Raw genomic sequence first — 12,667 nt, 5'->3', positions numbered from 1 at the left:
ACGGACAAACAACGCCGTCAAACGGCGTTGTTTGTTTTAAGTGACCGCCTTTTTAAACAAGACGCGAGATTGTCCTTTGCCATCATAATCAGTAAAGACAGACACACCGTTATCCGTCGCATCCCCCTTTTCGACCTCAAAGCCTATTCGTGTATGAAACGCGATAGAGGCTGTATTAATAGGAGAGGTAACAGCTCGCACAACAGTAGCCCCTTTTGCTTGAACTGTTTTAAAAAACTGCTCATAGAGCTGTTTGCCGACTTGACCGCGCCTGGCATTCGGGTCCACTCCGATAAAATGAACGTACGCCTCCTCAGGATATAATTGAGACATAAATCCACATAAGAACCCCTGTATCTCACCGTTTTCCTCCATAATAAAGCTCGTATCAGTAAAATGAATGAAAAAAAGCTTCGGAAGCATGTCGCTCATTTGCCTTCCACCCCACCACGCATCCATAACAGAGTGAATGGTTTGGTAGTCGGCAGGCTGGATATTGCGTATCTTTTGCATAGTGGCCTCCTAATTGGAATTAGTTAGGTTATTATAACATAAACATTAGTTGCTAAACCCACGCGGAACGGGCATGTAACAGCACGGCATTTGGTTCACTGAGGGTTATAGAGGCTGGTAATGGATAACCAGTAGGGAAAAACGGATAATCAAGCACGATTTTCGGATAATGTAGTAGCGTAAACGGTTAACCGAAGCCAGATCCCGGTTAATCGAGCAATGATTCCGGTTAATTAAAGCGCCATTCCGGTTAATCAAACCCATAATCCAGTTAATCACCCCACACCCCTCCACCCCAAAAACTTTCTCCACATAATTACAGATTCCATATACCTTTTTGCCTAGAATTCCTTTAGAATGAAAGGTATACAGCAATAAAAAGGAACCTTTTGGAATCTACATCGTACGTTTTATTGATGATACATATGAGAATAAAGCGTCACACCGCACCGAATCGCACCGAAGTAACCAGCCACTACCACTATCACCACGGGGGAGCGTGAAGACAAAATGAGGGACACTACCATCTTTACACGAAGTATTGCACTTATCTTAGCTTTACTACTAGTACTACCAGGGGGATTCACAGCATTCGCAGAGTCCGACTTTGATTCCGATCTGCAACAAGCGCCAACAGAAGCGTCAACCCAAGCACAAACAACGGATGCCACACTACTCACATCCGAAACGCATCTCATCAGCTTCACCGAAGATATTCGCACGGACGTCATTACCGCTTACGGCGGCACGATCACCGATGAACTCGATGCAACTGGCATCGTCATTGCAGAGCTCACGCAACCAACCGCCGACCTGATCGCAAGCCATCCAGCTATCAATGCGGTCGAAGAGGACCACCCTGTCGAAATCGACAACGCAAGCTCTCACACTACAACTACACGCACTTATGGACACACAACGATTCGCGCTGACATTCCTCGTGACGTTGGACTTACTGGTCAAGGCGTCAAAGTGTCGATCATCGATACAGGCGTATCAACGACGCATCCCGACCTAACCGTCACAGACGGCTACAATTTTCTGTCTAATAACTCGAACTATGATGATGACAACGGCCATGGCTCGCACGTAGCTGGTATCCTCGCAGGGACAGGGGATCCAGCAGCTAACGGCGTTCGCGGAGTCGCGCCAGGCGTTGAGATTTATGCCGCAAAGGCGATGGATTCGACTGGTGGGGGGAATCACTCGACACTTGTTCGCGCCATCAACTGGTCGATTGAGAAGAACGTCGATATTATCAACCTCAGCCTCGGTAGCCCGCGCACGAGCTCTGTCCTAGAGCAGGCTGCTCAAGCAGCGACAGATCGAGGGATTCTACTCGTTGCTGCGGCAGGGAACTTCGGAAGCACGACAGCAGGCACGACGACGGTCGATTTCCCGGCGCGATACAGTAACGTCATCGCAGTAGCGGCAACCGATCAGCAGGATAATCGTGCAAACTTTTCTGGGTACGGACCAGAAGTAGAGATTGCCGCACCAGGCGTACGTATTTACAGCGCAGACCGCAATAACACATACCGATTACGCGACGGCACATCGATGGCAACGCCGTATGTAACGGGTATGCTTGCGATTATGAAGCAACAGGATTCCACCAAAACAGCAAGACAGCTTCGCCTGCAACTAAGAGACTGGGCAACGCCACTAGGTACTTCCCAGCCAAATTCAGCAACAGGCTTCGGACGCATCCAGTTCCCGACCAATCTACAAGGACCACTTCAAGGTGTCCTTACAGTTGACGCTGAAGTGACAGCGCGCACGACACAGCAGGCAACGGTCAACATTACGTGGACGGACCGCGATCGCACGCAGAGCGTTCTCTACGAAGTACGACGTAATGGCACGGTTATTTATGAAGGACGTAACCGAAGCTTCCAGGATACAGTCAGACAAAACGGCGACTATACGTATGCGGTTCGCACAAAACGTAACGCTAACACATCGGCACCAGTAACGAAAACGATCCCTGTTCAGCTAGAGGACCGTGAGCTCGCACCGAGTCAATTGACGGCGACACTCACAACGATCTCCAAAGAGGAAGCGGTCATCGAGGTAATCTGGACGGACGATCCACGCAGTCAGCAAGTTGACTACATTTTACGCCGTAACGGTCAGATCATATACACGGGCATGGGCACGCGCTTCGTTGATCGCGTCAACGCCGACGGTGATTACACGTACGATATTCGCGCCAGACGCTCGCCCACCAATATCTCCGAGCCACGCGTCGCTACAGATCTGCGCATTCGCCTAGCCGATCAGTACGCCGAGATTTTAGGGCGTTATAGTGATGTGGCGGAAAATGCGTGGTATCTGCAATATTTAGGACCGCTCAATCAGCAGAATTTGATCCGTGGCTATCAGGATAATACAATCAGACCGACGCAAGCGATCACGCGAGCAGAGGTAGTAACGATTCTAGCAAGACAGCAAAACTGGGGAGCAGGGACGACCACGACGACGTTCAGTGACCTACCAGCTACTCACTTTGCACGAGGTACCATCGCTGAAGCGGCACGCCGCGGAATCATTAGTGGCTATAGTGACGGCACCGTACGACCAAACGCACCTGTTACACGTGGAGAGCTCGCGGTCTTCCTAAGTCGCGCGTACTCATACCCAGCAGTTCAGCCAGTAGGTACGTATCCAGACTTACGTCCACAGGCCTTTTATACAGGAAGCGTTAACCAACTAAACGCAGCTAACATTATCGGAGGCTATCCGGACGGTACGATCCGTCCAGACCAAGCTGTAACGAGAGCCGAATTCGCAGCGTTCTTGCAGAGAACATTGCTTCAGTAATCGCGCGCTCTTTGCGCGATTAGAAACCTGTTGATGCTCTTTTTCACTTTGTAGGTCACGTGCGGCACCTTCGGCGCCCCTGCGCGTCGGTTGCAACTACCGGTAGTGGCTTACTCAACTATTTCGACCGGCCAAACCAATGGCCGGTCGAAAGGATTTTCGTTGCGCGAATGTGTTACCACTGGTAGTACGCAACCGACGCTCCGGATCGCCTTCAGTGACGGTTATATCGTACAATTGCTAGGCTTTTTATAGGAAGTACTCACAAAAAACGAGGCGAAGATTCTTTGCCTCGTTTTTCTTATGGAGAAAGGTAAGTATGAGATGTTTATATTTTTGTGGCTTACTTCTCCCAAAATGTGCATTACTTCTATTTGGTTTCGTATTACTTCTCCGCATTTCCACCTTACTACTTTTTTATGCATTACTTTAATCAACTTCCGAACTGTTCCAAGTCCGTTCCGCGCTTTTTCTAGCATTTTGCGTGTTACTTGTGTAAACTTGCGACATACTTTCAAATCAAACACGCCTACAAAATCACAGTCCCAACCAAGGAGGCTCCCCGTGGAGATCAGACAGCTTACTGCGAAAGACGCAACAATCTACCAATCTTTAAGACTTGAAGCACTACAATCTGCACCAGAAGCTTTTGCCTCAAGCTACGAAGAAGAAGTCGACTACTCAAACGAATTAATCGAACATAGGCTCACACAACAAACATCCTACACACTAGGTGCCTTCGAAAACGATCACCTCGTAGGAATGGTCACATTGATTTTCAGTCCCAAGCGTAAGATAGCTCACAGAGCCTCGATAGTAGGCATGTACGTCGATGCAACCGCGCGAAAAAAGGGAGTAGGGGATCAATTAGTAAAAGAAATCATGGTAAAAGCAAACTCCCTTCCTCAAATTGAAAGCCTGCATCTATCCGTCACAGCAACAAATGAGCCGGCAAAAGCACTCTACAAACGCCACGGATTCACCACCTACGGTTTAGAAGAGAAGGCACTTAAAATAGACGACGTGTATTACGACGAAGAATTAATGATCAACTACCTTCCAAACAAAACAATAGAGCGTTAAAAGGGATCAACGAGACTTCCTCGTTGATCCCTTCGTTTACTTGTCCAATCCATTCGAGTCCAATTTAATACCTAAAATGCTCGACTTTCTCCTGAAGCTCCTCCGCCATCTTAGATAGCTCCTGTGCAGCAGCTGCCACTTCTTGCATGGTCGCCGCTTGATTCTCGGAGGCATGCGCTACTGACTGAGCTTGAGTAGCAGTATCATCAGACAACGCCACCATCGAAGCATTCGAGGCTTTCACAACCTCTACATTTGACTCCATGTCGCGAATAGAGTGTTGTACAACTGACATACGCTCTTGGACAACCGTCATATCCTGCGTAACCGTGCGAATGACATCACCGACATCGTGTACAATTGTCGCTGTATCTGTAGCTAAGTGGTTGCTAGATTCAATCATTTCTACAGACTCCATTGTTTGCTCTTGCGTTTTTCGAATCAAGGAACTAATCTGTTTCGAGGCTTTACTCGTGCGATCCGCAAGCTTATTTACCTCATTTGCAACAACGGCAAAGCTTTTACCATGCTCCCCAGCACGAGCAGCCTCAATGGATGCATTAAGCGAGAGTAAGTTCGTCTGCTCCGCAATATCTGTAATAAAGGTCACAATGTCACTGATCTCCTTCATATGATTATCAAGGCTTTTAATAGACGTAGCAGATTTATTCGTCTGCTCTCGCAAGCCTTCCATTCTCTCAACAGCCTGAGACATTAACTCCGCGCTCTGCTCTGTGCGCTGCTTCGAATCGCTAACCTCTCGCTTCATTTCCTCCATCGATTTGCCAGCCTTTTGCATACCAGCAACAACCTTTAGCGTTGCGTCATTCGACGCCTTAACCTGCTCAGCTTGTTCCTCTGCACGCTCGTGAACAATTTGAACGGATGCTGTCACATCGTCTGCTTGTGTGGTCACTTCGACTGTACTAGCCGTTAATTCCTGCGACGTAGAGGCAACAGTCTGAGATTTTTCAAAGACATCAGCGATCAAGCTCGACAGTGCGTTAGACATTTGTCTAACAGAAAATTGGAGCATCTTCACTTCATTATTTGACTCTTCCTTACCATTATCAGACTCGAAGCGCAAATCTCCAGCCGCAACACGAGCCACCGCACTGGAGGCTAACCCTATTGGTTTGGTGAAAGAGCGGGCAACAAAAGTAGCTAGCACAATGATGAGAATAATACTTCCAACCACAATTCCCCAAAATAGTATGCTATAAAAGGATTGTAAGTCGTTTGCTTCTCCAAGAGCGACGTCCTCTGGTACCTCTAAAACAAGTCCCCAATCTAAGCGAGGAATATAAACAAATCCTGCTAAGACAGTAGTTCCATTTTCGTTTTGATAAACAGTAGTCCCACTCTCATTAGCCTGCACGCGCTGCGCTACTTCGGTTTCGAGTGGAGGTGTCTCTTCGGCTAATTCATCAATGAGACTGCCTTCCATATCAAGGAAATAAGCTTCTATCACTTCTGTGTTTAAGGAGGCTACACGTTCAAAAATCGTACCGAGTAAAACGGCGCCTCGAACGACTGCAACAATCTCACCTGATTCATCCACCACAGGCGTGGCAACAGTGATAACAAAATTTCCAGTTGCCCGTGAGACAAGTGGCTCGGAATAAGAAGGCTCGCCACTACTAGCTTGTTGAAACCAATCACGATCAGCAACATCAAATTCATTTGCCGCAGTTTCGGATAAGACAGTTGTGTTTCCGTTCTCATAAGTTACACCGGCAATACCTAAACCATCTGTACCTACAACGTAAATCGTATCATAAATAGGCTGCTCTTCAGCTAAAGCTTCTAAATACATACTCATACTGTCAAAATCAAGAGCGGCGGTCTCCTCCAAAGAGGCGATATAGCTCATGTCATTCATCCTAGAATCGAGCCATGCCCCTATAAAATCTGCGTTTGCTTCGCTAATCTCGCCAAGATGTTCTAGTTCTGTTTCAGCAATAAATCCTTGTGTAGCCTGCATTTGAGCATTGCTCGTGATACTTAAGGATAAAATCGGAATAAGGGCAATAATCATAAACCATACCAGTAATTGTAGGCGAAGTGGAATTCCACTTTTCTTCTTTTGAGCCGACATCGTAACCCCTCCTAATGCAAATGGATGAAAACTTTCCTAGGCTTTCTGGTGAAAATCAATAATGAACACAATACTTTATAACCATGAATTAGAAAAAACCAAATAGAATACCCGTCTTTATATGTATATTATCGATATATTTCGACAAAACATTAATACTTTATTGAAAATTCTTTAAATTTATCGAAAGTACTTTAAGAACATATAATAAAAAACTCGCGTATAGATGATTGAATCTGTCAATATAGTAAACCTGTACGTTTCGATCTGGGAATCTCAATAGTAGAGGGAGTAACCCATCATAGTAATGAAAAAAGCCAAAAGGCAGGAGACAACTCCTCTCCACTTTTGGCTTTACCTCTGTTTATACACTAGCGAGCAATTCTATTGATAACCCATAAGTTTAGTACACACGCATTTACTATGGTAGAAACTCGATACAAAATAGTTAATTAAAATGAATAACCACATATAAAACACGATTACCTAATCAATTAAAGAACCTCAACTCAGCCCCTAGCCATTCTACCTTTTTTAGAAACGGCATACAAAACTAACACAACAATAAATACACCCAAAGTAAAGTAATTCGGCCACGCTGCATCTGCGAAAGCAAAATGAAAGAGTGCAGAGAGACCGATCAATACGAGAAGAAGACCAAACATCTAATCTACCTCCAAATCTATGTAATAGATACGTTCGATATATGGGATCCTGTTTAGTTAGTGTTCAACACTCTTCATGAGCAACACTGATCTCCAATAGATGATCCTTCCAACCGATCTCCACATAATTAAGACCGACCATTGCAGTAATCTTCATAGCATGGCGCTTTGTTTTCAAAATAATGGTGTTACATTTATCAGGAGGAGTCGTTTCATATCGATATAATGCCAGCTCCTTAACATCGTCAAATAAAGAAAAACATTCATCTCGAATGTGGTAAGTGAATTCATTGGGCTTTAAATCTTTATTAGTCGTGAAGTTGGAGGTGAAAGGAGTACTAGCATAAGAGACAAGAAAATAATCGTCGCCTTTGGAGTCCTGCTCTTGTTGAAGTAAAACGAAATGTTCATCACGAGTATCCGTATCTAACAAATGAACCTCGATATCTCCCGTTCCTAATCGATAAATCCCACTCTTTTCTCGATACGTATTTAAATAACTGGTGTACATACCAATTATCTTGTTCCCAAGCATTTCTTTTAGCTTCATCCTATCCCTCCTTGCAGGCTAGCAGTCTGCTCATCAACTAAACGAGTATATCCGTAATTTTACCATTTCAATTCTCATTACCCAAATTGCACGTTTACCATCGACTCCCAAAAGGTAAAGAACCTTAACATATAAAAAAGACGACCACCGATTGGTGACCGCCTTGTCATACGAATTTAGTTAGTTCATCACACGGAACAGCATAGACGCTGCTTCTGCTTTTGTTACATCATTACCTGGACGGAACGTGTTGTCCTCATAGCCACCGATGAATTTATTGCCAGCCATCGCACGAATAGAGGAGTATGCCCAGTTGCTCGCATCAACGTCTGTAAATGTCACAGTAAATGCCGCGCGATCATGAATGCCGAATGCTTTCGATAATGTCGCTGCAAGTTCTGCACGAGTCACAACTCGGTTCGGATGGAATAATCCATTACCTACACCTGACATAATGCCAGCTTCGTTTACTGCAGCAATCGCGCTAACGTTATCACGACCAGCTACAACATCTTTGAACGCGTTAGTATTAGAAGTCTTTAAACCCTTTGCCGCAGCAATCATTTCTGCAACCTCTCCACGTGTCATCCCTTTACTAGGAAGAAAGCGTGACTGTTCGTCGCCTTTTACAATACCTTTCATTGTAAACGTATGAATCGCTTGGTGAGCCCAGTGACCAGGCTTCACATCATGATATTCTCCTTTAGGCAAAACAGGTAGCACGTCCGCTGTCTCTGCCTTTACCTCAACAAGATTATCTTCAAATACTCTTCTTGCTCCTATGTATCGAGAACCCCAATAGTAAGGATCATTTATGTCTGAGATGATAATTCCTCTAGATGAAGAAGCGTGAATAAATTGATTCCCACCCATATAAATACCTGAGTGACTAACTCCGCGACCACTTGTATTGAAAAAAACTAAGTCGCCTTTTTGTAAATTTGATTTTGCAACGTGTTGACCAGTACTGTATTGCTCACCAGTTGTACGTGGCAATGAAATACCTGATTCATTAAAGACGTAGCGTGCATATCCAGAGCAATCGAAGCCTGCTGGAGTGGTACCACCGAATAGGTAAGGTACACCGATGTGCTTTTTTGCGTTGTTGACAATGTCGTCTGCTGTAGAGCCTGCGGATGCTGTTGCTGGAAGTAGACTAAAGATCATAACGAGCGCTAAAAACCATGTTCCTAACTTCTTCAAGCTAAATTCCCCCTGCGATATGTACTAGTTTATTGGATAAAACCGTGTCGTTTTTGCAACATAAACAGAATCTTACCACATAAATTGTGCGAAAATTATTACAGTATGGTAACAAAGTATGAATCCATGAAAATAAGTCTGTCGAATAGTTGTGTAGAATAGTGAGATAATAAGAAAGATTTCGAGAGGCATTATATAGAAGCTATAGGAAAAACTCTATTTTTACACAATTAAATCGTAAAATCTCTATGCATACTTTGCCAATTAGTGTAGAATTGAGACATTAATTGCCTAATAAACCCATGACTCTCACAGCAATCTATGGAAATCTCTCAATCTTGTTGTCAATTCACGCATAACAATGGTTGACAAGACTTTTTGTGGAAATTATACTTAGTCTTGCAGGTTAATATTGGGCAAAGCTAGATTATGAGGCTTTATCTCTATTAAAAAGGGGTACAGCTTACATGAAATAGCAAACCCGTACATCTAAATGTACATAACTAAAAGGAGGAATTACGAACATGGCTTATCAACCAAAGTCTTACCGTAAGTTTTTAGCAACATCAGTTGCTACAGCGCTAGTAGCTACAGCAGTAGCTCCAGCAGCAAGTGCAGACACATCACAATTCAGTGATCTAGTAGAAGGTGCATGGTACCAAGATGCAATCAGCTACGTAGTATCACAAGGTTACTTCCAAGGTTTCCCAGATGGAACTTTCCAACCAGGAGCTTCTTTCACTCGTGCTCAAGCGGCATCAGTATTTGCTAACATTTTAGATTTAGATACTACTGGAAACGCTGACGGATTCCCAGACCTAGTAGACGGAGCATGGTACCAAGGTGCTGTAGCTGCAACTGTAGAAGCTGGAATCTTTAACGGTTATCCAGATGGAACTTTCCGTCCGAATGCAGACATCACTCGTGGTGAATTTGCTGCATTAATGGTTCGTGCTTACGGACTTGAAATGGATGAGGATGCTGAAGGAATGACATTCCCAGACGTTTCTGCAAACTACTTTGCAGCTGACGATATTGCAATCCTTGCTTCTCTAGGAATCGTTCAAGGTCTTCCAAACGGAAACTTCGGACCACAAGAAGATGTAACTCGTGCTCAAGGTGCTGCATTCATTTACAACACTGAGATCATGGAAGATGAAGTTGAGCTTCTAGAAGTAGCTAACGTTACTGCTAACAGCACAACTGAATTTGACATCACTTTAGCTGAAGCTTTAGCTGAAGGCGTAACATTAGAAGAAGCAGCTGGACGTCTTGACATCAGCGTAGTTCTTGCTGACGGAACTGTTGTAGTACCAACCGCAACTGACATCTCTTTAAGCGAAGATCGTACAGTTATCACTGTTGAGCACGCTGAAGATGATCTAAACGGACTTGCTGGTACTTTAGTAGTTAATGGCTTTGAACTTGAGTTTGATTACACAGCTCTTGCATTAGTAAACGTAGCTGCAATGACTATGAATGGTGTAACTACAGTATCTGCTGACGTTACTGGTGGTAACGCAGAAGGAACTGAAGGAATGATCGAAATCTTCGCTAATGGCGATACTGATGCAGATGCAGCTGCTTCTGTTGACGTTGAAGTTGAAGACGGAATGGTTGAAGCTATGTTCCGTGAACTACCAATCGGTGAGCACGTAGCACGTGTTACTGTTGGCGACGTTACTGAAGATGTAGAATTCGAAGTAGTAGCAATCGAAGTAGAAGAACTAGTAGGAACTACTGAAGTTGTCGACAACGACACTGAAGAGCAATTCCTTGAGTTCACTACAAATGGTGAAATGCTATCTGTTGCATACCTAGAAGCATCTGGTTACGATGTAGAATTCCTAGCATCTGAAGATGTATTTGAAGGTGGAAACGATACTAGCGAAACTGGTGAGCTAGCAGATGATTTAGGAACACTAACTTCATTTGATTATCAAGTAACAGCTACAAAAGACGATGAAACAATAACTTCTGCTGTTCAAACAGTACAAGTTCGTGACTTCGAAACAACTGTAGCTCAAATTGATTCTGCTGAAGTAGTATTCGGAGCAGGTGTTACACTTCAAAGTGGAACATTGACTACATCTGATGAGAATGTTTCAATCGTAAACATTGCTGGTCAATTTGAAGATGGTGGCGAGTTTGAAGCTGCTGGAAACGAATTAGATTTCGAATTTACAACTTCTAATCCTAACGTTGCTCTAGTTGACGAAGATGGAAACATTGTTCCTGTATCTGCTGGTAATGTTACCATTACTATCGAAATGGACGATGTAGAATATGATCTAAATCTTACAGTTGCAGATGAAGACCGTATGGTTGATTCTGTTACAACTGAAAAAGAAAACATTGGCCTAGTAATTGGCGCAACTGATAACTTCATGATCGAAGTTACTGACCAATTCGGCGATGCAGTAAGTGGTTTTGAAGCGTCATTCGCAGACGTAGAAAACGCTGATGACGACGTTATTTTGACTGCTGCTAATGCAACTACAAATAACGAAGGTACTGTTACAGTAAATGTTGCAGCGGATGCAACAAACGAAGGTTCTGGAACTCTAGAACTAGTAGAAGCTGGCGATTTAGATGAAGAAGTTCTTCTATCACTTGATGTTTTAGTTGATGGAGATACAGATGTTGCAACTCGCCGTATTGAGCTAGATGATTCTAGTGAAGACCTTCAGCTAGATGTTAATACTTTTGCTGAAGATCAAACTGTTACACTTGTTCTTAACGAATACAACGCTGCTGGATTGAAGATTGGTGGATTTGACTTTGATGCTAACCCTCAATTCGCTATTTCTTCTTCGAACACAAGTGCTGCAACTGTATCTGCCGGTAATGCAGACGGAGAATTCACTGTGACTGCTGGAACTCAAGCTGGAACAGCAAACATCCGAATTACAGAAGGTGCAATTACTCGTTACCAAACTGCTGTAACAGTAGTTAATACTACTCCAGCAATCACTGGCTTTACGTTTGCTTCTAACTTAGAGTTAGTAGATGAGCTTACAGGTCTATCATTTGCTGATATCGTTGGCTCTGTAGCATACTCTGGAGTACGTGGAGACTCTGAACCAACTTACACTGTTGATGGAGATGGACGTCTAGTTGTAGAATTAGTTTCTGAAGCAGATGATACTCAAAGAGTACTTGTAGGTAGATTTGATGCTATTTCTACTGACGTTTCTGGAGCAGAATTTATCGAAGTTGATCCAGTAGATGGTGAAGCAACTGATAGAGATAACTTTGCTCTTGTTGCAGACGCTGGTGAAGAAGGAACTGTTGTTCTTCGCTTAACTCGTCTTAACAACGATGGATCTTCTAGAGGCGTATTTGCTACAACTACAGTCTCTGTAGATCTACCATAAATCGTTAATTCTCTTTAACCTTTAGCCACCGCATAGCGGTGGCTTTTCTTGTTGTTTAGAAAACTATAAAACTCTATTTCTTTGAATAACTTTTCAGTAAAATAGATGGTAAGTGGAATGGATGATGAAAAAGTTTTCAGATGTTATCGAAAAAATCTATCGGATCATTTTGATGGCTTTTGACCACTTCATTTTGATCGCTTCTCAGAGAAGTACTGTGCAGATATAAAGAAAATTCACGGTGCCAGTCACTTGTCGAATTATGTAATTAAGGTCGGATAATCTTGCTATCTTATTACAAAATCAATGACTCCCTTCCTAGGATTGTATTATTCATATCTCGTGCAAAGAGTTT

The 12,667-nt window shown here is 43.7% G+C and carries 8 protein-coding genes; 3 read left to right on the top strand and 5 right to left on the bottom strand.

The annotated features are described in order from the left end of the window. Nucleotides 1–36: 36 nt before the first annotated feature. Complete coding sequence (locus FLK61_RS17680) at nucleotides 37–513, bottom strand: GNAT family N-acetyltransferase (protein ID WP_176010671.1); 477 nt, start codon at nucleotides 511–513, stop codon at nucleotides 37–39. A gap of 510 nt (nucleotides 514–1,023) precedes the next feature. Between FLK61_RS17680 and FLK61_RS17675 the strand changes: the two genes are divergently transcribed. Together FLK61_RS17675 and FLK61_RS17670 are read left to right on the top strand one after the other, a co-directional pair. Next, complete coding sequence (locus tag FLK61_RS17675) at nucleotides 1,024–3,336, top strand: S8 family peptidase (RefSeq protein WP_176010670.1); 2,313 nt, start codon at nucleotides 1,024–1,026, stop codon at nucleotides 3,334–3,336. A gap of 564 nt (nucleotides 3,337–3,900) precedes the next feature. Further along, nucleotides 3,901–4,419: a GNAT family N-acetyltransferase gene (locus FLK61_RS17670; protein WP_176010669.1), complete on the top strand. Its 519-nt coding sequence runs from the start codon at nucleotides 3,901–3,903 to the stop codon at nucleotides 4,417–4,419. A gap of 64 nt (nucleotides 4,420–4,483) precedes the next feature. Here FLK61_RS17670 and FLK61_RS17665 read toward each other — a convergent pair whose 3' ends face one another. The 4 genes from FLK61_RS17665 to FLK61_RS17650 form a co-directional block, all read right to left on the bottom strand. Next, nucleotides 4,484–6,517 carry a methyl-accepting chemotaxis protein gene (locus tag FLK61_RS17665; protein ID WP_176010668.1) on the bottom strand — a complete coding sequence of 678 codons (2,034 nt, stop codon included), beginning with the start codon at nucleotides 6,515–6,517 and terminating at the stop codon, nucleotides 4,484–4,486. Between the two features lie 509 nt (nucleotides 6,518–7,026). Then, complete coding sequence (locus FLK61_RS17660; protein ID WP_176010667.1) at nucleotides 7,027–7,182, bottom strand: hypothetical protein; 156 nt, start codon at nucleotides 7,180–7,182, stop codon at nucleotides 7,027–7,029. Nucleotides 7,183–7,246: 64 nt separating this feature from the next. Then, the gene (locus FLK61_RS17655; protein WP_176010666.1) at nucleotides 7,247–7,732 is read right to left on the bottom strand and encodes a hypothetical protein; all 486 of its coding nucleotides are present in this window, start codon (nucleotides 7,730–7,732) and stop codon (nucleotides 7,247–7,249) included. Nucleotides 7,733–7,912: 180 nt separating this feature from the next. Further along, nucleotides 7,913–8,935, bottom strand: coding sequence for a C40 family peptidase (locus tag FLK61_RS17650; RefSeq protein WP_176010665.1), 1,023 nt, complete (start codon nucleotides 8,933–8,935; stop codon nucleotides 7,913–7,915). 524 nt (nucleotides 8,936–9,459) lie between these two features. Here FLK61_RS17650 and FLK61_RS17645 point away from each other — a divergent pair. Then, nucleotides 9,460–12,312, top strand: a complete 2,853-nt coding sequence (locus FLK61_RS17645; protein WP_176010664.1) for an S-layer homology domain-containing protein — start codon at nucleotides 9,460–9,462, stop codon at nucleotides 12,310–12,312. The last annotated feature ends 355 nt before the right edge of the window (nucleotides 12,313–12,667 follow it).

The sequence above is a fragment of the Paenalkalicoccus suaedae genome (genome assembly GCF_006965545.2).
In the GTDB taxonomy this organism is placed as follows: domain Bacteria; phylum Bacillota; class Bacilli; order Bacillales; family Salisediminibacteriaceae; genus Paenalkalicoccus; species Paenalkalicoccus suaedae.
Note: the sequence above shows the minus strand (reverse complement) of the source record. Positions and strands in the feature narration are given on the sequence as shown.

Bases quoted from the DNA above. Each gene is read 5' to 3' on its own strand.
- FLK61_RS17655 (WP_176010666.1), bottom strand. From the start codon at position 7,732: ATGAAGCTAAAAGAAATGCTTGGGAACAAGATAATTGGTATGTACACC.
- FLK61_RS17660 (WP_176010667.1), bottom strand. From the start codon at position 7,182: ATGTTTGGTCTTCTTCTCGTATTGATCGGTCTCTCTGCACTCTTTCAT.
- FLK61_RS17665 (WP_176010668.1), bottom strand. From the start codon at position 6,517: ATGTCGGCTCAAAAGAAGAAAAGTGGAATTCCACTTCGCCTACAATTA.
- FLK61_RS17645 (WP_176010664.1), top strand. From the start codon at position 9,460: ATGGCTTATCAACCAAAGTCTTACCGTAAGTTTTTAGCAACATCAGTT.
- FLK61_RS17680 (WP_176010671.1), bottom strand. From the start codon at position 513: ATGCAAAAGATACGCAATATCCAGCCTGCCGACTACCAAACCATTCAC.
- FLK61_RS17675 (WP_176010670.1), top strand. From the start codon at position 1,024: ATGAGGGACACTACCATCTTTACACGAAGTATTGCACTTATCTTAGCT.